This window comes from Streptomyces sp. NPDC003027 (assembly GCF_053591435.1).
This window is the reverse complement of sequence record NZ_JBSFTU010000046.1, coordinates 27590-47845: the sequence shown is the minus strand read 5'-3', so window position 1 is coordinate 47845 and position 20256 is coordinate 27590. Positions and strand designations below refer to the sequence as shown.

General features: G+C 73.4%; 18 protein-coding genes. 7 read left to right on the top strand and 11 right to left on the bottom strand.

Annotation, left to right across the window (positions count from 1 at the left end):
• Together ACWDX6_RS26155 and trpS are read left to right on the top strand one after the other, a co-directional pair.
• Positions 1-221 (top strand): hypothetical protein (locus ACWDX6_RS26155; RefSeq protein WP_451487327.1); only part of this gene is annotated, 221 nt, incomplete at its 5' end.
• Positions 222-654: 433 nt separating this feature from the next.
• Positions 655-1656 carry a tryptophan--tRNA ligase gene (trpS, locus tag ACWDX6_RS26150; RefSeq protein ID WP_451487326.1) on the top strand — a complete coding sequence of 334 codons (1002 nt, stop codon included), beginning with the start codon at positions 655-657 and terminating at the stop codon, positions 1654-1656.
• A 62-nt stretch (positions 1657-1718) separates the two neighbouring features.
• Here the strand turns inward: trpS and proC are convergent, their stop codons facing one another.
• The 5 genes from proC to ACWDX6_RS26125 all read right to left on the bottom strand — a co-directional run bounded on the left by proC (position 1719) and on the right by ACWDX6_RS26125 (position 5213).
• Positions 1719-2528 (bottom strand): pyrroline-5-carboxylate reductase, encoded by an 810-nt coding sequence (gene proC / locus ACWDX6_RS26145; RefSeq protein ID WP_451487325.1) that lies wholly within the window; start codon positions 2526-2528, stop codon positions 1719-1721.
• A 98-nt stretch (positions 2529-2626) separates the two neighbouring features.
• Complete coding sequence (locus tag ACWDX6_RS26140; protein ID WP_451487324.1) at positions 2627-3364, bottom strand: ABC transporter permease; 738 nt, start codon at positions 3362-3364, stop codon at positions 2627-2629.
• Entirely contained in the window at positions 3361-4152 is a 792-nt protein-coding gene (locus tag ACWDX6_RS26135; protein WP_451487323.1) for an ABC transporter ATP-binding protein, read from the bottom strand. Before ACWDX6_RS26135 ends, ACWDX6_RS26140 begins: the two co-directional genes overlap by 4 nt.
• A 136-nt stretch (positions 4153-4288) precedes the next feature.
• Positions 4289-4864 (bottom strand): hypothetical protein, encoded by a 576-nt coding sequence (locus ACWDX6_RS26130; protein ID WP_451487322.1) that lies wholly within the window; start codon positions 4862-4864, stop codon positions 4289-4291.
• Between the two features lie 34 nt (positions 4865-4898).
• On the bottom strand, positions 4899-5213 hold the full coding sequence (locus ACWDX6_RS26125; RefSeq protein ID WP_451487330.1) for a hypothetical protein: 315 nt from the start codon (positions 5211-5213) through the stop codon (positions 4899-4901).
• A gap of 154 nt (positions 5214-5367) precedes the next feature.
• Here ACWDX6_RS26125 and ACWDX6_RS26120 point away from each other — a divergent pair, with 154 nt between their 5' ends.
• Complete coding sequence (locus tag ACWDX6_RS26120; RefSeq protein ID WP_451487321.1) at positions 5368-7503, top strand: protein kinase domain-containing protein; 2136 nt, start codon at positions 5368-5370, stop codon at positions 7501-7503.
• 59 nt (positions 7504-7562) lie between these two features.
• Here ACWDX6_RS26120 and ilvD read toward each other — a convergent pair whose 3' ends face one another.
• From ilvD to ACWDX6_RS26100, 4 genes are all read right to left on the bottom strand, one after another.
• Entirely contained in the window at positions 7563-9416 is a 1854-nt protein-coding gene (ilvD, locus tag ACWDX6_RS26115) for a dihydroxy-acid dehydratase (RefSeq protein ID WP_451487320.1), read from the bottom strand.
• 153 nt (positions 9417-9569) lie between these two features.
• On the bottom strand, positions 9570-10181 hold the full coding sequence (locus tag ACWDX6_RS26110) for a TetR/AcrR family transcriptional regulator (RefSeq protein ID WP_451487319.1): 612 nt from the start codon (positions 10179-10181) through the stop codon (positions 9570-9572).
• Entirely contained in the window at positions 10178-11017 is an 840-nt protein-coding gene (locus tag ACWDX6_RS26105) for a sugar phosphate isomerase/epimerase family protein (protein ID WP_451487318.1), read from the bottom strand. Before ACWDX6_RS26105 ends, ACWDX6_RS26110 begins: the two co-directional genes overlap by 4 nt.
• A 234-nt stretch (positions 11018-11251) precedes the next feature.
• Positions 11252-12184, bottom strand: a complete 933-nt coding sequence (locus tag ACWDX6_RS26100; protein WP_451487317.1) for a Ppx/GppA phosphatase family protein — start codon at positions 12182-12184, stop codon at positions 11252-11254.
• A 136-nt stretch (positions 12185-12320) separates the two neighbouring features.
• Between ACWDX6_RS26100 and ACWDX6_RS26095 the strand changes: the two genes are divergently transcribed.
• Positions 12321-13106 carry a hypothetical protein gene (locus ACWDX6_RS26095; RefSeq protein ID WP_451487329.1) on the top strand — a complete coding sequence of 262 codons (786 nt, stop codon included), beginning with the start codon at positions 12321-12323 and terminating at the stop codon, positions 13104-13106.
• A gap of 94 nt (positions 13107-13200) precedes the next feature.
• Here the strand turns inward: ACWDX6_RS26095 and ACWDX6_RS26090 are convergent, their stop codons facing one another.
• Complete coding sequence (locus ACWDX6_RS26090; RefSeq protein ID WP_451487316.1) at positions 13201-14970, bottom strand: BACON domain-containing protein; 1770 nt, start codon at positions 14968-14970, stop codon at positions 13201-13203.
• Between the two features lie 220 nt (positions 14971-15190).
• Between ACWDX6_RS26090 and radA the strand changes: the two genes are divergently transcribed.
• Positions 15191-16594 (top strand): DNA repair protein RadA, encoded by a 1404-nt coding sequence (gene radA, locus ACWDX6_RS26085; RefSeq protein WP_451487315.1) that lies wholly within the window; start codon positions 15191-15193, stop codon positions 16592-16594.
• A gap of 239 nt (positions 16595-16833) precedes the next feature.
• Positions 16834-17958 carry a DNA integrity scanning diadenylate cyclase DisA gene (gene disA, locus ACWDX6_RS26080; RefSeq protein ID WP_451487314.1) on the top strand — a complete coding sequence of 375 codons (1125 nt, stop codon included), beginning with the start codon at positions 16834-16836 and terminating at the stop codon, positions 17956-17958.
• Positions 17959-18049: 91 nt separating this feature from the next.
• On the opposite strand, the gene ACWDX6_RS26075 is transcribed toward disA, so the two are convergent.
• On the bottom strand, positions 18050-18868 hold the full coding sequence (locus ACWDX6_RS26075) for a hypothetical protein (RefSeq protein WP_451487313.1): 819 nt from the start codon (positions 18866-18868) through the stop codon (positions 18050-18052).
• A 225-nt stretch (positions 18869-19093) separates the two neighbouring features.
• Here ACWDX6_RS26075 and ACWDX6_RS26070 point away from each other — a divergent pair, with 225 nt between their 5' ends.
• Complete coding sequence (locus tag ACWDX6_RS26070; protein ID WP_451487312.1) at positions 19094-20008, top strand: A/G-specific adenine glycosylase; 915 nt, start codon at positions 19094-19096, stop codon at positions 20006-20008.
• Positions 20009-20256: the final 248 nt, after the last annotated feature.

Sequence of the window (20256 nt, the reverse complement as noted above, 5' to 3'; positions counted from 1 at the left end):
ACCCTCTCGGGCTTTCCTCCGGGCTTTTCCCTTCGGTCTTTCGTGTTTCCAGCTTAGCAGATCCGTTTTCCGTTTCCGCCACCCGCTGGAGCGGGCTGCCGGTCCGTTCTCCGCTTTCGCGTTTCCCTTTCCGGCGGTTCCGACTCTATCAGATCCTTTCGGGCCTGATTCCCAGTCAGCGGGGTTTGTCTTCCCGGCTGTTGGGCCGTTCCGACGAGTGAGACTTTAGCGGATTCCCCGCCGCCGACGCTAATCGGGCGGCTCGTGCTCAAACTTCGAACACGGATTCCTCATTTCGCAGAAACGCACGGAAAGCAGAACGGCACGGAGAAGTGCCGTCGGCTTGAGTGGTTCTTGCGGAATGGCTGTCCGGGGCCGACCGGGGTCGGTGCTCACGTCGGACAGCTCGGAGAACACTACGGATCGGTCAAACCCATGTCAACCCGGGGTCTGAGGCGTACTCTCCTCGCATGACTACGCATGCGCGCACCCTCCAGTGGTGGGCCGCCTGACGGCGGCCGCGCACACGCATGCACATCAGCGGCCGCCGCCTCGGCGGCCGTTCGCGTATCCCCCTCCGGGTGCCGGCCGTCGAGCCGGCGGTCGCGCTCCGACCACGAGCAGCACCGAACCAGGAGTGAGGGAGAGGAACGCATGAGGAAGCGGATCTTCAGCGGGGTCAAGCCGACCGGGCATCTGACGCTGGGCAACTACCTCGGAGCCGTACGGCAGTGGGTGGAGGCCGACCAGTACGCGGCGGACGCGCTGTTCAGCGTCGTCGATCTGCACGCTCTGACGGTGGAGCACGATCCGGCGCGGGTGCGGCGGCTCAGTCGGCAGGCGGCCACGCTGCTGCTGGCGGCCGGGCTCGATCCGAAGCTGTGCACCGTGTTCGTACAGAGTCATGTGGATGAGCACACCAGGCTGTCGTACCTGCTGGAGTGCACGGCCACGGACGGCGAGCTGCGGCGGATGATCCAGTACAAGGAGAAGGGCGAGCGGGCGCGGGCCACCGGGCAGAGTGTGCGGCTGTCGTTGCTGACGTATCCGGTGCTGATGGCGGCGGACATCCTCGCGTACCGGACGGACGAGGTGCCGGTGGGTGAGGACCAGAGGCAGCATGTGGAGCTGACCCGGGACCTGGCGGTGCGGTTCAACCAGCGGTACGGGCATGTGTTCACCGTGCCGAAGGCGACGTCTCCCGCGGTGGCGGCGCGCGTCATGGATCTGCAGGACCCGTGCTCGAAGATGGGGAAGTCGCACGAGAACACGGCGGGCATCGTCTATCTGCTGGACGACGCGGACACCGTCCGGCGGAAGATCATGCGGGCGGTGACCGACAGCGGTCGCGAGGTGGAGTACGACCGGGAGGCCAGGCCGGGCGTCGCGAATCTGCTCGATCTGCTGGCCGCTTCGACGGGTGGGGACCCGGAGGCGCTGGCCGGTGCGTACGAGTCGTACGGATCCCTGAAGAAGGACACGGCGGACGCGGTGGTCGAGCTGCTGAGGCCGGTGCGGGAGCGGCACGCGGAGCTGGCCGCCGATCCGGGGCATGCGGATCAGGTGCTGAGGGAGGGGGCCGAGCGGGCCCGGGGGATGGCGCGACCGGTGGTGGACAGCGCCTATCGGGCGGTCGGTCTGCTGCCGGCCGGGTGACACGACGAAGGGGATAGGGAAGCGGCCGCCGGGGTGCGGGGACCCCGGCGGGTCGTGGTCGGTCAGCCGTTGCCGGAGGCGAGTTCGCGGCTGCGGTCGCGGGCGGCCTCCAGTGCGGCGATCAGGGCCGCGCGTACGCCGTGGTTCTCGAGCTCGCGGATGGCGCTGATGGTGGTGCCGGCCGGGGAGGTCACGGCCTCGCGGAGCTTGACCGGGTGTTCGCCGCTGTCGCGGAGCATCACGGCGGCGCCGATGGCGGCCTGGACGATCAGGTCGTGGGCCTGGGCGCGGGGCAGGCCGAGGAGGATGCCGGCGTCGGTCATGGCTTCGACGAGGAAGTAGAAGTAGGCCGGGCCGGAGCCGGAGAGGGCGGTGGCGGCGTCCTGCTGGGACTCGGGGACGCGCAGCGTCTTGCCGACGCCGCCGAAGATCTCCTCGGCGTGGGCGAGGTGCTCCAGGGTGGCGTGGCTGCCGGCCGAGATCACGGACATGCCCTCGTCGACGAGGACGGGGGTGTTGGGCATGACGCGGACGACGGGGGTGTCGGCGGCGAGGCGGTCCTCGATGAAGGAGGTGGGGATACCCGCGGCGGCGCTGATGACGAGGCGGTCGGCGGTGACGTGGGGGGCGAGTTCGTCGAGGAGGCGGCCCATGTCCTGCGGCTTCACCGCGAGGATGAGGGTGTCGGCGCGCTTGGCGGCTTCGGCGTTCGTCACGGGCTCGACGCCGTAGCGGGCGCGGAGTTCCTCGGCGCGTTCGGTGCGGCGGGCGGTGACCAGGAGGTCGGCGGGGCGCCAGCCGGCTCGGATCATGCCGCTGAGGAGCGCTTCACCGATCTTGCCGGTGCCGAGGACTGCGACGGTCTGGGTCATGGCTCTGTTCACCTCGCCGTGGATACGTATGTGCCGCCATCCTCGCACCGTGCGCCGTCGGTGGGGGCGGGTGTCCGAGGGGCGGTCACCCCGTGGGGTCAGGCGGTGCGGCGGCGGAGGGTGGCGGCGCCGAGGGTGAGGACGAGGAGGGCGCAGCCCGCGACGACGAGGGCGTCGCGGACGAAGGCGCCGGTGACGTCGGGGTGGCGGAGGACTTCGTTCATGCCGTCGACGGCGTACGACATGGGCAGCGCGTCGGAGATCGCTTCCAGCACGGGGTGCATCCGGTCGCGCGGGGTGAACAGGCCGCACAGGAGCAGCTGCGGGAAGATCACGGCCGGCATGAACTGGACGGCCTGGAATTCGGAGGCGGCGAAGGCGGAGACGAAGAGGCCGAGGGCGGTGCCGAGGAGGGCGTCGAGGAGGGCGACGAGGAGGAGCAGCCAGGGCGAGCCGACGACGTCGAGGCCGAGGAGCCAGAGGGCGAGGCCGGTGGCGAGGGCCGACTGGACGACAGCGAGGAGGCCGAAGGCGAGGGCGTAGCCGGCGATGAGATCGCCTTTGCCGAGGGGCATGGCGAGGAGGCGTTCCAGGGTGCCGGAGGTGCGTTCGCGCAGGGTGGCGATCGAGGTCACCAGGAACATGGTGATCAGCGGGAAGATGCCGAGCAGCGAGGCGCCGATGCTGTCGAAGGTGCGGGGGCTTCCGTCGAAGACGTACCGGAGCAGGAGGAGCATCAGGCACGGGACGAGGAGCATCAGGGCGATCGAGCGGGGGTCGTGGCGCAGCTGACGCAGGACGCGGGCGGCGGTGGCGAGGGTGCGGGCGCCGTTCATCGCTGGGACTCCTCAAGGGGTGCTGCCGCGCGGGCGGCGGCGTCGACGAGGCGGAGGAAGGCGTCTTCGACGGTGGCGGTGTCGTTGCGGCGGCGCAGGGCTTCGGGGGTGTCGTCGGCCAGGATCTCGCCCTCGCGCATGAGCAGGAGGCGGTGGCAGCGCTCGGCCTCGTCCATGACGTGGGAGGAGACGAGGATCGTCGCGCCGCGCCGGTCGGCGATGCGGTGGAAGAGGTCCCACAGGTCGCGGCGGAGGACGGGGTCGAGGCCGACGGTCGGTTCGTCGAGGACGAGGAGCTCGGGGGTGCCGAGGAGGGCGACGGCGAGGGAGACGCGGCTGCGTTGGCCGCCGGAGAGCCGGCCGGCGAGCGCGTCGGCGTGCGAGACGAGGTCGACGTCGCCGATGGCCCGGTCGACGGCGGTGCGGCGCTCGTCGCGGTGGGCGCGGCCGGGGAGGAGGACGGAGGCGAAGTAGTCGAGGTTCTGGGCGACGGTGAGGTCGTCGTAGACGGACGGTGCCTGGGTGACGTAGCCGACGCGGGAGCGCAGGGCGGCGTCGCCGGCGGGGTGGCCGAGGACGTCGAGGGTGCCGGTGACCTTGCCCTGGGTGCCGACGACGGCCCGCATGAGCGTGGATTTGCCGCAGCCGGAGGGGCCGAGGAGGCCGGTGATCTGCCCGGGTGGGACGGCGAAGTCGAGACCTCGCAGGACGGTGCGGTCGCCGCGGACGACGGTGAGGCCGCGCGCGACGATCGCTCCTGCCGGGACCCGCTCGGAGTAATTCACCATGTGATGAATAATGCGCACGGGGGTGGGGGGCGTCAAGGATGAGGGGTGGGTGCAGGGCTGTATGGGGGCGCCCTGCCTCTGCCTGGGGGCGCCTGCCCCGACCGCTCGCCCTCGGCGAGGGCCGGTGCCTGGCGGGTTACTTTCGCTTGGGCTTCTTGCGGGACGCCGGGTTGCCCGTGCGGGAACCGCGCCGCTTCTCGTACCGGGCGCGGGCGGTGTCGTACTCGGTGCGGAGGAGTTTCTCGCCGGGGGCCTCCACGAAGCAGCGGAGGGCATAGGCGAGGAGGGAGCCGATGAAGCCGATGGCCTTGAGGCTGCGCAGCGACTCCTCGCGCGCGGGGTCGCTGGGGCGCCGGACGAAGCCCTCCCAGGTCTTGCGGAAGGCGATGGCGCTGCAGATCGCGAACATGACGATCACGAGGGTGTTGACGAAGCCGCCGACCTCGGCGATCTCAAGCCCTTGGTAGCCGAAGCGCAGGACGAGGCACCCCGCCGCGGCGGCGGCGAGCGCACCGGCGGCGAGGCCGGCGCGGCGCAGTCCGTAGTGGCCGTCGTGGTCCACCCAGGTCGTGCCGAAGAAGCGGATCGCCTCGGGCCGCGGCCCGGCGGGGCCCGCGCCGGGCGCACCCTCGGCGGCGGCGCGGTCGGTGCCGCCGCCGCCCTTGGGGGTGCGGGGATCCTCGGGCCGGGAGGTACGGTCGTCGTCGCTCACGAGGTCGATTATCCCCGGGCGGCCCTGGGAGGGGTCAGCCGCAGCGGCGGGCGACGTAGCCGTCGCTGCCCGTCTTCACATAGGCGTCGGAGATGAACTCGCCCGGCGCGATGTTGTCCCAGATGTCGGTGGTGCCGTACGGGCCGGAGATCCATTCGCCCGGCGTCTGGCAGTAGATGGCCACCCGCACGTCGAGGGCGAGCGTCCGCACGATCCGGTACTGCGTGCCCGGCCCCGAGCGGACGTTGACCCGGTAGCCCGGGGCCACCGGGTAGCGCGTCACGCTCATCGTGGTCACTCCGTCCGGCTCGGCGGCGACCGTCGATCCGCTCTTCTCGTCCACGCCCATGGCGTCCTCCCCCGTGCGCAGAAGCGCTGCGCTGCGATTCACTCTCTGCGACGCGCAGGCTAGCAAGCCCCACCGGTACCGCGGGCACCATGGACTAGGCTCCGTGCGTCGCGCACGCGCGTGAACACAACGGGGAACCACACGGGGGTTGGCTATGCCGCCGTTGCGCAGTACCGGCGCCGACCGGGAAGCGGAAGAACCTGAGTACGCCGGCGAATACCGTCTCCAGGCCTGTCTCGGCGCGGGCGGCATGGGAGTGGTGCACCTGGCCACCTCCGCCTCCGGGCTGCGGCTCGCGGTCAAGGTCGTCCACGGGCAGTACGCGGAGGACCCGGAGTTCAGGGCCCGGTTCCGCCAGGAGGTGGCCGCCGCCCGCCGGGTGAGCGGTGCCTTCACCGCCCCCGTCGTGGACGCCGATCCCGACGCCGTGCGCCCCTGGATGGCGACGCTGTACGTCCCCGGCCCCACCCTCGCCGACCAGGTCAAGCGGAACGGGCCCCTCGCCCCCGCCGAGCTGCGCCGGCTGACCGCGGGGCTCGCGGAGGCGCTGCGCGACATCCACCGGGCGGGGGTCGTGCACCGGGACCTCAAGCCGAGCAACGTACTGCTCACCGACACCGGGCCCAAGGTGATCGACTTCGGCATCTCCCGGCCCCTGGACAGCGATCTGCGTACGGAGACGGGGAAGTTGATCGGGTCGCCGCCCTTCATGGCGCCCGAGCAGTTCCAGCGGCCCCGTGAGGTCGGGCCGGCGGCGGACGTCTTCGCGCTCGGCTCCGTCCTGGTGCACGCGGCGACCGGCCACGGCCCGTTCGACTCCGACAGCGCGTACATCGTGGCGTACCAGGTCGTCCACGACGAGCCGGACCTCACGGGTGTTCCGGCCGACCTCGCGCCGCTCGTCGCCCGCTGTCTCGCGAAGGAGCCCGCCGAGCGTCCGACCCCCGCCGAGATCATGGCGGCGCTGCTGCCTCCGTCGTACGAGGCGGCGGCGTTCATACCCGCGCAGCGGCGGCCGCTCACACTGCCCGAACCGGGGCCGGGGTCCACGCCGTCCTGGGACGCGGACACACCCGTACGGGTCGCGGCGCCGGCCCCGCGGCGCCGCCGGCTCCGTCTGCCGGTCGTCGCCACCGCGCTCGCCGCCGCCCTGGCCGCCGGCGGCCTGGCGGTGGCGCTCCGGGCGGGCGGCGGCGCCCCCGCGCCCGCTCCGGACAGGACCGGGGTGGCCAGGGTCTTCACCGGCTGGCAGACCCCGCTGCAGAAGGGAGGCGCCTCCGCCGCCCCGGCCTGCGCCTCCACCGGCGACGCGCTGTTCTGCTCGGCCCGCGGCACCGGCCTGGCCCGCCTCGATCCCGCGACCGGCCGGGTCCTGTGGTCACGGCAGGCCGACGTCGGCCACCCCGTCTCCGCGCCGGTCGCGTTCGGCGGCCTGGTCGGCGTCGTCACGGCCGACGGCACCCTGCGCGCGTACGAGAGGGAGCGGGGTGCTCCAGGGTGGGACACCGGGGGCGCGCGCCCGGGTGGGGCCACGCCCGCCGGAGACACGCTGGTGTTCCCGGCGGACTCGGCAGCAGCCGTCAGGGCCGTCGACGGTACGACGGGGGAGCAACGCTGGCAGCGCGCCCTGCCGGGGTTCAAGGCGCCCCGGTTCGGGCTCCACGACGCCGCGACCGGCCTCCTGCCCGTGTTCGAGACGGCGGCCGGCGGAACGCACACGCTCCTCGGGGCGCTGCGGCCGGAGACGGGCGAGGTCGTCTGGCGGAAGCGGTTGGACGGAGACCTGGTGCCCGTGGGCGCGGGCAGCGGCGGTGTGCTGTTCCTGCGCTCCGCGAACAGCGACTCGCGGATCGACGCCGTCGTCCGCTACGACCCGGCGCGGGGGTCCGCCCGCCGTGTCCCGCTGCCGTACCGGATGGACGAACCCGGGATCAGCGTGCGGGGCGACACCGTCCATCTCCTCACGCCGACCGGTCGGCTGGTCGCCCTCGACACCGCCGCTCCCGGCGGACGTGTCCTGTGGGAGTTGGAGACCGCCGCCGGGAACGTCTCCGCGCCCGTCGCCGGCGCCCGTGACCGGCTCTATCTGTCCGCGTCCGACGGGCGGCTGCTCGCCGTCGACACCGCGCGGGGCGCGCTGCTCGGGCAGACCGAGCCGCGGCTGCGCGACGGCAGGCTCGGGTACGCGGCCACGGTTCCGGCACCGGTCGTGTCCGGGGACCGGGTGTTCGGGACCGCGCCCGACGGGTCGGTGTTCGCCGTGGACGGGCGGGACCCCGGCGCCTGGTGAGGGACGGGGGCGCGGGAGGCGGGCGCGGCCCGGACACGTCCCGGACCGCGCGCTGCGCCTCAGCCCAGGCGGGTCACGTCCCGGACCGCGCCCTTGTCGGCGCTCGTCGCCATCGCCGCGTACGCCCGCAGCGCCGCCGAGACCTTGCGCTCGCGGTTCTTCGGGGCGTAGACGCCGCCCAGCGCCTCGCGGCGGGCGGCCAGCGTCTCCTCGTCGACGAGGAGTTCGATCGAGCGGCTCGGGATGTCGATACGGATCCGGTCACCGTCCTCGACGAGCGCGATGGTGCCGCCCGAGGCCGCCTCCGGGGAGGCGTGGCCGATGGACAGGCCCGACGTACCGCCCGAGAAGCGGCCGTCCGTGACCAGCGCGCACGTCTTGCCCAGGCCACGGCCCTTCAGGAAGGACGTCGGGTAGAGCATCTCCTGCATGCCGGGGCCGCCGCGCGGGCCCTCGTAGCGGATGACGACCACGTCGCCGTCCTTGACCTTCTTGTTGAGGATCTTCTCGACGGCCTCGTCCTGCGACTCGCAGACGACCGCCGGGCCCTCGAAGGTCCAGATCGACTCGTCGACGCCGGCCGTCTTGACGACACAGCCGTCCTCCGCCAGATTGCCGCGCAGGACCGCGAGACCGCCGTCCTCGGAGTACGCGTGGGCCGCGTCGCGGATGCAGCCGCCGGCCGCGTCCGTGTCGAGGCTGTCCCACCGCTCCGACTGCGAGAAGGCGGTCGCGGAGCGGACGCAGCCGGGGGCGGCGTGCCACAGCTCGACGGCCTCCTCCGAGGGGGACCCGCCGCGCACGTCCCAGGTCTCCAGCCACTCCTTGACGGAGCGGGAGTGGACGGTGTGGACGTCCTCGTTCAGGAGCCCGGCGCGGTACAGCTCTCCCAGGATGGCGGGGATGCCGCCGGCGCGGTGGACGTCCTCCATGTAGTACGTGCCGCCGGGGGCCACGTTCGGGGCGACCTTGGCCAGGCACGGCACCCGGCGCGAGACCGCGTCCATGTCGGACAGGCCGTAGTCCAGCTCGGCCTCCTGGGCGGCGGCGAGCAGGTGCAGGATCGTGTTGGTCGAGCCGCCCATGGCGATGTCGAGGGCCATGGCGTTGTCGAAGGCCGCGCGGGTGGCGATGGAGCGCGGCAGGACGGAGTGGTCGTCCTCGTCGTAGTAGCGCCGGGTGATGTCGACGACCGTGCGGGCCGCGTTCTCGTACAGCGCCTTGCGGGCGGTGTGGGTGGCGAGGACCGAGCCGTTGCCCGGCAGGGAGAGGCCGATGGCCTCGGTCAGGCAGTTCATCGAGTTGGCGGTGAACATGCCGGAACAGGACCCGCAGGTCGGACAGGCGTTCTCCTCGATACGGAGCATGTCCGCGTCGGAGATCTTGTCGTTGACGGCCTCCGACATCGCGTCGACCAGGTCGAGCGTGCGGACCGTGCCGTCGACCAGGGTCGCCTTGCCGGACTCCATCGGGCCGCCGGAGACGAAGACCGTCGGGATGTTGAGGCGCAGGGCGGCCATCAGCATGCCGGGGGTGATCTTGTCGCAGTTGGAGATGCAGATCAGGGCGTCGGCGCAGTGCGCCTCGACCATGTACTCCACACTGTCCGCGATCAGGTCGCGGGAGGGCAGGGAGTAGAGCATGCCGCCGTGGCCCATGGCGATGCCGTCGTCGACGGCGATCGTGTTGAACTCGCGCGGGATGGCTCCGGCGGCGGTGATGGCCTCGGAGACGATCCGGCCGACCGGCTGGAGGTGGGTGTGGCCGGGGACGAACTCGGTGAAGGAGTTGGCGACGGCGATGATCGGCTTCCGGCCGATGTCCGCGCCGGGTACACCGGAGGCGCGCATAAGGGCGCGTGCGCCCGCCATGTTGCGGCCGTGGGTGACAGTGCGGGACCTCAGCTGGGGCATCGTCGCTCGCTCCTCGGGTGATGGGTGTGCTTGCTTTCGAGCGTACGCCGACGCTCCAAGATCTGGACAGGGTGTCCGTATGCCGGACCAGTTGTTCAGCTTTCGGTCAACCGGGCGGGCGGCGCGGGAACAGGCCGATGGGTCCGGTCGCGCTCAGGCTTCCGTGAGGTACCGCTGGAGGGTCGGAGCCACCTGGGCCACGATCTCCTCCGGGTCCGCGGAGGCCAGCGGCTCCACCTGGATGACGTACCGCAGGATCACGACGCCGATCATCTGCGAGGCGGCGAGCTCCGCGCGGAACTTCGGGTCCGGTACGCGCAGGTCGGCGGCCACCCGCTCCAGCAGTCGGCGCAGGACGAAGCCGCGCAGCACCTTGGCCGCCGCCTCGTGGGTGAGGGCGGAGCGGATGATCGCCAGCAGCGGGGCGCGGGTCGTGGGGTTCTCCCAGACGCCGATGAAATAGCGGGCGAGGCGCTCGCCGATGCCTTCGGGCGGGCCGCCGAGGACCGCGGGGATGACCAGAGCGGGCTCGAAGGAGACCTCGATGGCGGCGGCGAAGACCTCGTCCTTCGTACCGAAGTAATGGTGCACCAGCGCCGGGTCGACGCCGGCCGCCTTGGCGATGCCGCGGACGGAGGTCTTGTCGTAGCCGCGGTCGGCGAACTGCGCGCGGGCCGCCTCCAGGATCCGCTGCCGCGCGCCGGGGCCGCTGTCCTCGGCGGTACGGGACGGGCGGCCGCGCCGGCGCGGGGCCGGTCCGGTCATGAGCGGGGGACCCGGCGCCGGGGCGTCGCGGTCGACGAGGCGAGGTGGAGGCGGGTGAAGGCGAGGGCCTCGGCGAGGTCGGCCTCCCGTTCGGCGGCGGACATCGCGCGGCGGGTGTTGACCTCGATGACGACATGGCCGTCGAAGCCGGTGAGCGCGAGACGCTCAAGGACCTCGGCGCAGGGCTGGGTGCCGCGGCCGGGGACCAGGTGCTCGTCCTTGGCGGAGCCCCTGCCGTCGGCGAGGTGGACGTGGCCCAGGCGGTCGCCCATGCGGTCGACCATGGCGAGGGCGTCGGTGCGGGCGGTGGCGGTGTGGGAGAGGTCGACCGTGAAGTGGCGGTAGTCGTCCTTGGTGACGTCCCACTCGGGGGCGTACGCGAGCATCTCGCGGTCCTTGTACCGCCAGGGGTACATGTTCTCGACGGCGAACCGGACGTCGGTCTCGTCGGCCATCCGCCAGATTCCGGTGACGAAGTCGCGGGCGTACTGGCGCTGCCAGCGGAACGGCGGGTGCACGACGACGGTGGAGGCGCCGAGCTTCTCGGCGGCCGCCTGGGCGCGCTGGAGCTTGACCCAGGGGTCGGTGGTCCAGACGCGCTGGGTGATGAGGAGGCAGGGCGCGTGGACGGCGAGGACCGGGACCTGGTGGTAGTCCGAGAGCCGGCGCAGGGCCTCGATGTCCTGGCTGACGGGGTCGGTCCAGACCATGACCTCGACCCCGTCGTAGCCGAGGCGCGCGGCGATCTCGAAGGCCGTCGCCGTCGACTCCGGATAGACCGAGGCCGTCGACAGGGCGACCTTCGCATCCGGGATGCGCACCACTGGTTCTGCCACGAAGGACAGGGTACGGGGCCGACCGCGACGCCGTGGAGGTGGTTCCGGTCACTCGGGGGCGCGCGGCCCGCGACGAGGGAGGCGACCGCAGACGAGGGGCGGCCCCGCACGGCGCCGAGGGGGCGACGGAGACGCTGTTCCGGCGGGCGAGAGGTGGTCCAGGCGGAGATCTACTCCGGCGGGAGGCGGTCCAGGCGGAGATCTACTCCGGCGGGAGGTGGTCCAGGCGGAGATCTACTCCGGCGGGAGGTGGTCCAGGCGGCGCAGGATCACGCCCTCGCGGAGGGCCCAGGGGCAGATCTCCAGGTCGTCCACGCCGAAGAGGTCCATCGCGCCCTCGGCGACGAGCGCTCCGGCCAGGAGCTGGGGGGCGCGGCCCTCCGAGACACCGGGGAGGCCGGCGCGTTCCCGGACCGTCATGGCGGCGAGCTTGGGGACCCACTCCTCCAGGGACCTGCGGGTGAGGTCGCGCTGGACGTACAGCCCTTCGCCGGATCCGGGCGCCCCGGCGATCCGGGCCAGCTGCTTGAAGGTCTTGGAGGTGGCCACGACGTGGTCCGGCTTGCCGAAGCGGGTGAACTCACCGACGCTACGGGCGATCTGAGCGCGTACATGGCGACGCAGCGCCTTCACGTCCGCCGCCTCGGCCGGATCTCCGGGGAGCCAGCCGGCCGTCAGCCTCCCCGCCCCCAGGGGCAGCGAGACGGCCGCGTCCGGCTCCTCGTCTATGCCGTAGGCGATCTCCAGCGAGCCGCCGCCGATGTCGAGCAGGAGCAGCTTGCCCGCGGACCAGCCGAACCAGCGGCGGGCGGCGAGGAAGGTGAGGCGCGCCTCCTCCTCGCCGGTGAGGACCTGGAGGTCGACGCCGGTCTCCGCCTTGATCAGGGCGAGGACGGCGTCGGCGTTCGTCGCCTCGCGCACCGCCGAGGTCGCGAACGGCAGCACCTCCTCGCAGCCCTTGTCCTCGGCCGCCTGGAGCGCCTCGGCGACCGTGGCGATGAGCCGCTCGATCCCGCCCGGGGCGATGGCCCCGCGCTCGTCGAGGAGTTCGGCGAGACGCAGCTCCGCCTTGTGGGAGTGGGCGGGCAGCGGCCGCGCGCCCGGGTGGGCGTCCACCACCAGCAGGTGCACCGTGTTCGAACCGACGTCGAGGACTCCGAGTCTCATGGGCGGAACGCTACTGCGCCCGCGCGCATACGCTTGTCGTGTGCCAAAGACGAAAAAGGCGAAGCCGGACAAAGCCAGTGGCGGCGACAGCGGCCTCCCGTCCCCCAAGGCTCGCAAGGCCCCCAAGGAGCTCCCGATCCTCCACCCCAAGAAGCAGGTCAAGGCGCCCGAACCGGACGAGAAGGGCCTCGACTTTCCCCGTGCCTGGGTCGAGTTCCCCGACCCGGCCGACGACGAGCAGGTCTTCCGCTGCGACCTGACCTGGCTGACCTCGCGCTGGAGCTGCGTCTTCGGCAGCGGCTGCCAGGGCATCCAGGCCGGGCGGGCCGACGACGGGTGCTGCACGCTGGGCGCCCACTTCTCCGACGAGGACGACGAGAAGCGGGTCGCCTCGTACGTGGACCGGCTCACCCCGGAGCTGTGGCAGTTCCATGACGTCGGTACGGCGACGGGCTGGACGCAGCTCGACGAGGACGGCGACCGGCAGACCCGCCGCTGGGAGGGGTCCTGCATCTTCCAGAACCGTCCCGGCTTCGCGGGCGGCGCCGGCTGCTCGCTGCACATCCTGGCCCTCAAGGAGGGCAAGGAGCCGCTGGAGACCAAGCCGGACGTCTGCTGGCAGCTGCCGGTGCGGCGCACCTACGAGTGGATCGACCGGCCGGACGACACCCGGGTCCTCCAGGTGTCGATCGGCGAGTACGACCGCCGGGGCTGGGGTCCGGGCGGGCACGACCTGCACTGGTGGTGCACGTCGGCGACCTCGGCGCACGGCGCCGGGGAGCCGGTGTACGTGACGTACCGGCCGGAGCTGACCGAGCTGATGGGCAAGGCGGCGTACGACGTGCTGACCGAGCTGTGCGAGGCCCGGCTCGCCTCCGGGCTGCCGCTGGTCGCCGCGCACCCGGCGGACCCGGTGCGATAGCCCGAGGCGCCGGTGGTCCGGGCCCCGGAGACACCAGGCGGCCGTGGTCACGGTGCCGGTGGGCCGGGCCCCGGAGATCACCAGGCGGCCGTGGTCAGGACGCCGGCGGCGGGGTCCCCGCGCCGCCCGAGGTGCCCGGGTCCGTCGACGGCTCCCCCGATGAGGGGGGCGGTGTGGTCGGGTCCGTGGTCGGCGGCGGGGTTGTCGGGTCGGTCGAGGGCGGCGGTTCCTCCGTCGTCGGCGGAGGCGTGGTCGGGTCCGTGGTCGGCGGAGGCGTGGTCGGGTCGGTCGACGGCGGCGGCTCCTCCGTCGTCGGCGGAGGCGTGGCCGCGCCGCGGCCGCTGATCCGCACCACCGCGCCCGAGGGGTTCACTCCGACCCGCGCCGACCAGGCGCCCGCCGGCTCGCGCGCGGGGTCGACGGAGATGTGGACCGTCACGGACTGCCCCGGACGCAGCGTGCCGGACGCCTGGCTCACGTACAGCCAGGGTCCGTCCGTCCACAGCGACCAGTCGGCGGTGGAGTCGCCGGAGTTGGTGAGCGTGAGCGTCGTCGTGTCGCCGTCGCCGTGCGCGGCGACCGTGATCCGGCCCGGGCCCCGCTGGCCGGGCGGGGTCGGTCCGGCCGGTCCGCCGGGGGTGAGAATCTCGACCGAGACGTCGGGGCCGCGGTTGCCCTGGGTGAAGCGGGGGTCGGCCGTGGTGCGGGCGTTGCCCGTGTTCTCGTAGCGGTCGTTGGGGTCGCCGTCGAGGCTCACCGGGCCGCCGTCCTCGCGCGCGGTGACCGGGGTTCCGGACCCGCCCTCCCCCGTCGCCGGGGCGCCGCGGTACGAGGCCCACAGGGCGAGGACCGGCGCGGCGACCACGGCGGCGACGACCGTCGTCGTCACCGCGCGGGCCCGCATGCGGTCGCGGCGGGCGGCGTGGTCCTTGGGGTCCATCGGGAATCCGGCGGGGCCGAAGCGCGGGGCGGCGGCACGCGCGCGGGAGGCGTGCAGCATCGCCAGGTACGTCGCGGCCCGGTCCGCCTCGACCAGCGGGAGCCTTCCCGGGGGGACCGTCGTCGCGCCGGGCCACGGGCCGCCCGCACCCGCGCGTTCGGCGGCCCGCCGGCAGCGCGGGCAGTCGTCGACATGACGGACGAGTTCGGCGCGCAGGGCGGCGGAGAACAGCACCTGGTGGTCGCCCGTGAGCCGGGCGACCGTGGGGCAGGCGCCGGTCTCGACGACCGCGAGGGCGGCCCGGGTCCGCTCGACCTCGCAGGCGGCGGAGGAGAGCAGCTCGCGCGCGGCGAGGGGGTCGAGGGAGAGCACGGCGGCCACCTGGCGGTGCCCGAGGCCGTGGCGGACGGCGAGCTCCAGGGCTTCGCGCTGCTCGGGGCTGGTGCCGGCGGCCTCGGGCCAGGCGAGCAGGGCCAGTTCGGCGCGGCGCTGCTGCGGGTCCCTGCCGGATGCGGCACCGCCGGAGGTCTCCTCGGGGCCCCGGGCCGGCTCGGGCGCGGCGGCGGGGCGGCCGGTGTGCGTGCCCCGCCGGTGGCGGCGCTGCTCGGCGAGGCTGCGCAGGCAGGCCCAGCGCGCCAGCGCGTACAGCCAGGCCGTACGCCCGTCCTCGTCGGAGGGGCAGCGGCCGCGGTGGCGTTCGGCGACGGCCAGGACGTCGCCGAGGACGGCGGTCGCGGTGTCGTGGTCGCAGAGCACGGAGAGGCAGTACGTGAACAGGCCGTCGAGATACGCCTCGTAGCGCGCCGGCGGATGCTGGCCGCGCGTGCGGCTCCCGGGGTCCGCGGCGGAGTGGGACGGCGCGCGGCGGTGCGCCCGGTGTGCGCCGGTGGTGTGGGTGGGGGGTTCCAGCCTGCTGCTCGTCACTGGGCGACCGTAGGCAGGGCGGGGCGGCCTCTTCGCACCCCTCCCGCACTTTTAATCCTTACGGGTGAAGGTATCCCTCGAAAGGGGACAGGAATCCTTCATTCCGTTGGGGTGGGGTGAGAGCGCGCCGTGGGCTGACGTCGGGGGTTCGGCCGGGAGGGCGGCCAGGGGGCGGCCGCCGCCGGAGGTGTTGTCAGAGGGGCCCGCTACGGTTCGGTGCATGGCTGCCCGTACGAAATCCGCCAAGGACAGGCCGTCCTACCGCTGCACCGAATGCGGCTGGACGACCGCCAAATGGCTCGGCCGTTGCCCCGAGTGCCAAGCCTGGGGGACGGTCGAGGAGTACGGCGCGCCCGCCGTCCGCACCACGGCCGCGGGGCGCGTCTCCACCGCCGCCCTCCCCATCGGGCAGGTCGACGGCCGGACGGCCGCCGCGCGCTCCACGGGCGTCGACGAGCTGGACCGGGTCCTCGGCGGGGGGCTGGTGCCGGGCGCGGTCGTGCTCCTCGCGGGTGAGCCGGGCGTCGGCAAGTCCACGCTCCTGCTCGATGTCGCCGCGAAGGCGGCGAGCGACGAGCACCGCACGCTGTATGTGACGGGCGAGGAATCCGCCAGCCAGGTCCGGCTGCGCGCGGACCGGATCAACGCCCTGAACGACCATCTGTATCTGGCGGCCGAGACGGATCTGTCGGCGGTCCTCGGCCACCTCGACGCCGTCAAGCCGTCACTGCTGATCATGGACTCGGTGCAGACGGTGGCCTCCCCCGAGATCGACGGCGCGCCGGGCGGCATGGCGCAGGTCCGCGAGGTCGCCGGGGCGCTGATCCGGGCCTCCAAGGAGCGCGGGATGTCCACGCTCCTCGTCGGGCACGTGACGAAGGACGGGGCCATCGCCGGACCGAGGCTCCTGGAGCACCTCGTCGACGTCGTGCTCTCCTTCGAGGGCGACCGGCACGCGCGTCTGCGGCTGGTACGGGGCGTGAAGAACCGGTACGGGGCGACGGACGAGGTCGGCTGCTTCGAGCTGCACGACGAGGGGATCACGGGCCTGGCCGACCCGTCGGGTCTCTTCCTGACCCGCCGCGACGTGGCCGTCCCGGGGACCTGCCTGACGGTGACCCTGGAGGGCCGCCGGCCGCTCGTCGCCGAGGTCCAGGCGCTGACGGTGGACTCCCAGATCCCCTCGCCGCGCCGGACGACGTCCGGTCTGGAGACCTCCCGCGTCTCGATGATGCTGGCCGTGCTCGAACAGCGCGGCCGGATCACCGCGCTCGGCAAGCGGGACATCTACTCCGCGACGGTCGGCGGGGTGAAGCTCTCCGAGCCGGCCGCCGACCTGGCGATCGCCCTCGCCCTGGCCTCCGCGGCCAGCGACACCCCGCTGCCGAAGAACCTGGTCGCGATCGGCGAGGTCGGCCTCGCGGGCGAGGTCCGCCGTGTGACCGGCGTGCAGCGCCGACTGGCCGAGGCCCACCGGCTCGGCTTCACCCACGCCCTGGTCCCGACCGACCCGGGCAGGGTCCCGGCGGGCATGAAGGTGACAGAGGTGGCGGACATGGGCGACGCGCTGCGGGTCCTTCCGCGGAGCCGACGGGCGCCCTCCGCGAAGGGCGAGGAGGGCTAGGGTCTTTCGTTTGGATCATGCCTGCCCGACGATCTGCCCGTCGGATCAGGCGGGACAGGCCCGAGAACCGCCGACCCTGATCCGCCGGAACGGCGTCGGCGGACCCCGGGCTTCGGTGTACCGCGGCCCCGGGCGGGGCAGGCCCCGCACGGGTCGCGCGGCGCGCGGCAGAGGGCCGCCGGGTCGTGTCGCTAGACTTTGCCCTGGTCTCGCCCATCCGTACGAGCCGGAGGAGTGCAGTGGCAGCCAAGGACGGGGCAGCAGCTCCCGGAAAGTCCGGCGCGGGCTCCGGCATCGAAGCGCTCATGCGCGCCTCGCTCAGCGCCGTCGCCCCCGGCACCGCGCTGCGCGACGGCCTGGAGCGCATCCTCCGGGGCAACACCGGTGGCCTCATCGTCCTCGGCATGGACAAAACGGTCGAATCGATGTGCACCGGCGGCTTCGTGCTGGACGTCGAGTTCACCGCGACCCGCCTGCGCGAGCTGTGCAAGCTCGACGGCGCGCTCATCCTCGACAAGGACATCACCAAGATCCTGCGGGCCGGCGTCCAGCTCGTCCCGGACGCCTCCATCCCCACCGAGGAGACCGGCACCCGCCACCGCACCGCGGACCGGGTCTCCAAGCAGTGCGGCTTCCCGGTCATCTCGGTCTCCCAGTCGATGCGCCTGATCGCGCTGTACGTGGACGGCGAGCGCCGGGTCCTGGAGGAGTCGGCCGCGATCCTCTCCCGCGCCAACCAGGCGCTCGCGACCCTGGAGCGGTACAAGCTCCGCCTCGACGAGGTCGCCGGCACGCTCTCCGCCCTGGAGATCGAGGACCTGGTGACCGTCCGGGACGTCACGGCCGTCGCCCAGCGTCTGGAGATGGTCCGCCGGATCGCCACCGAGATCGCCGAGTACGTCGTCGAGCTGGGCACCGACGGCCGCCTCCTCTCGCTCCAGCTCGACGAGTTGATCGCCGGAGTGGAGCCCGAGCGCGAGCTCGTCATCCGCGACTACGTCCCCGAGCCCACGGCCAAGCGCTCCCGTACGGTCTCCGAGGCGCTCACCGAGCTGGACGCGCTCACCCACGCCGAACTCCTCGAACTGCCCATAGTGGCAAGGGCCCTGGGCTACAGCGGCTCCCCCGAGACCCTGGACTCCGCGGTCTCCCCGCGCGGCTACCGGCTCCTCGCCAAGGTCCCCCGGCTGCCCGGGGCGATCATCGAGCGCCTCGTCGAGCACTTCGGCGGTCTGCAGAAGCTGCTCGCGGCGAGCGTCGACGACCTCCAGACCGTGGACGGTGTCGGTGAGGCGCGGGCGCGCAGCGTCCGCGAGGGCCTCTCCCGGCTCGCCGAGTCCTCGATCCTCGAACGGTACGTGTAGCGGCGGTACGGACCGTACGGACGCCGGACGGACCTGCCCGTACTGGCTGGCCCGTCGGCCGTACGGGTCCGTACCGCCGACGGGCTGTCCGTCAGTCCTTGGCCAGCGTGAACGACGCCGGAAGCACCTTCGCGCCCGGCATCGTCGCCTCCACCAGATACGTCCCGGGGCCCACCGGGCCCGCCGGGGCGGTCGCGCACCGCGGGGCGCTGCGCTCGCGGTCCCACTCGACCGTGTGCGTGACCGTCGACCGCGCCGGCAGCCTGAGCAGGACGCCGTCGCCCGGGCGGGGGCAGTCGCGGGAGGCCCAGACCTGGTCACCCGTGGCATCGCTGATCGTCAACACGGCGTTCCTCGGCCCGAAGTCGGCCTTGCAGTCGACGGCCGAGGTGTTCCTGGCGACGAGATGGAAGCGCGGCTTCTCGCCCGGTTCGTACGAGACCTTGGCGCTCCTGAGCGTCAACTGAAGGGCGCCGGGGGCGCAGTTCGGGAGCGGGGACCCGGCCGGAACCCGCTGTCCCGCGCCCGCTCCGCCGCCGTCGCCGCCCACGCCGTCCGTGTCGCCGTTCTTGCCGGCGCCCTCCGTACCGGCGCCCGCGCCCGTGTTCGTACCGCCCTCGGCGTCGCCGCCGGAGCTGTCGCCGGAGCCGGAGCCGGACCCGCCCGACTCGTCGCGTCCACCGGGCTGTTCGCTGATCGCGGGGCCGGACCCGGAGGGTCCGGGGGTGATCGAGGGGGCGGGAGAAGCGCCGTTGGCGCCGTCACTCGCCTTCTTCCCGCCACCCCCACCGGAGGTGACGGCCCACAGCGCGAGCACCGCGACCAGCGCGATCAGGCACAGCGCGACCGCCCTCCGTCGCCAGTAGATGGAGGAGGGAAGCGGCCCGACCGGATTGCGCAGAGATCCCACGCCACGAACCTTACGAGAGATCGGCGCCAACTCCCGCCCCACCCGCCGCCCCAGGCGACAAGTTTTGCCGATGATCACATCCTCCTCCGTCGTCCACGGCCCCCGGTCGCCCGGTGACGGGGGCCGTGGTGTGGTGCGCCGGGCGCGGGCCGCGCCCGCACGCCTCCGCGCGCCCCGAGGGCGTGCGCCACGGCGCGTACGGAACGTGTCAGGATCGGGGGTGCCATGACTTCCATCGATGCCCCCTTCACCGACGCCCCTCCGGCCCCTGCCGATCTGCACGGGCCCGTCCTCGCCTGGTTCGACCGGCACGCCCGCGACCTCCCCTGGCGCCGCCCGGAGGCGGGGGCGTGGGGCGTGATGGTGAGCGAGTTCATGCTGCAGCAGACGCCCGTCGTGCGGGTCCTGCCGGTGTACGAGCAGTGGCTCGCGCGCTGGCCCCGCCCGGCCGACCTGGCCGCCGAGGCGCCGGGCGAGGCCGTGCGCGCCTGGGGCAGGCTCGGGTACCCGCGGCGGGCGCTGCGGCTGCACGCGGCGGCCGTCGCCATAACGGAGCGGCACGGCGGGGACGTACCGAGCGAGCACGCCCAGCTGCTCGCGCTGCCCGGGATCGGGGAGTACACCGCGGCGGCGGTGGCCTCCTTCGCGTACGGGCAGCGGCACCCGGTCCTCGACACCAACGTCCGCCGGGTCTTCGCCCGGGCGGCGACCGGCGTCCAGTACCCGCCGAACGCCACCACGGCCGCCGAGCGCAGGCTCGCGCGGGAGCTGCTGCCACCGGACGAGGCGACGGCGGCCCGCTGGGCGGCGGCCTCCATGGAGCTGGGCGCGCTGGTGTGCACCGCGAAGAACGAGGACTGCGGGCGCTGCCCGATCGCGGCTCGGTGTGTCTGGCGGCTCTCCGGGAAGCCGGCCCACGACGGCCCGCCGCGGCGCGGCCAGACGTACGCGGGGACGGACCGCCAGGTGCGCGGCAAGCTCCTGGCCGTCCTGCGGGAGGCGGTGGCCGCGGTGCCGCAGGCCGCCCTGGACGCGGTCTGGGACGAGCCGGTCCAGCGTGCCCGCGCCCTGGACGGTCTGGTCGCGGACGGACTGGTGGAGCCGCTGGAGAACGGCTTCTACCGCCTGCCGCTCTCCTGACCCCTTGACCGCGTGCCGGCCGGCACGCTGCGAGCCGCCACCACTGTCCCGACCGCCCCGGCCGGCCGGTGGAGCTCCGCGCCACTGTCCCGACCGCCCCGGCCCGGCCGGTGCAGCTCCCGCCCCGGGCCCTGTTACACAACCGATGGGCAGCCGTGCGTCCGCCGACGGCTGCCCCGGACAGCCCCGTGACAACCGCTCCGTAGCGTCGTCGGCGTCACAGAGACAAGCAGGTCACGGGGATCGGA

Coding starts and splice junctions, on each gene's coding strand:
- ACWDX6_RS26125 (WP_451487330.1), bottom strand. CDS start 5,213: ATGGGCGTGGACGAGAAGAGCGGATCGACGGTCGCCGCCGAGCCGGAC.
- radA (WP_451487315.1), top strand. CDS start 15,191: ATGGCTGCCCGTACGAAATCCGCCAAGGACAGGCCGTCCTACCGCTGC.
- ACWDX6_RS26110 (WP_451487319.1), bottom strand. CDS start 10,181: ATGACCGGACCGGCCCCGCGCCGGCGCGGCCGCCCGTCCCGTACCGCC.
- ACWDX6_RS26070 (WP_451487312.1), top strand. CDS start 19,094: ATGACTTCCATCGATGCCCCCTTCACCGACGCCCCTCCGGCCCCTGCC.
- ACWDX6_RS26140 (WP_451487324.1), bottom strand. CDS start 3,364: ATGAACGGCGCCCGCACCCTCGCCACCGCCGCCCGCGTCCTGCGTCAG.
- ilvD (WP_451487320.1), bottom strand. CDS start 9,416: ATGCCCCAGCTGAGGTCCCGCACTGTCACCCACGGCCGCAACATGGCG.
- ACWDX6_RS26100 (WP_451487317.1), bottom strand. CDS start 12,184: ATGAGACTCGGAGTCCTCGACGTCGGTTCGAACACGGTGCACCTGCTG.
- proC (WP_451487325.1), bottom strand. CDS start 2,528: ATGACCCAGACCGTCGCAGTCCTCGGCACCGGCAAGATCGGTGAAGCG.
- ACWDX6_RS26120 (WP_451487321.1), top strand. CDS start 5,368: ATGCCGCCGTTGCGCAGTACCGGCGCCGACCGGGAAGCGGAAGAACCT.
- ACWDX6_RS26135 (WP_451487323.1), bottom strand. CDS start 4,152: ATGGTGAATTACTCCGAGCGGGTCCCGGCAGGAGCGATCGTCGCGCGC.
- trpS (WP_451487326.1), top strand. CDS start 655: ATGAGGAAGCGGATCTTCAGCGGGGTCAAGCCGACCGGGCATCTGACG.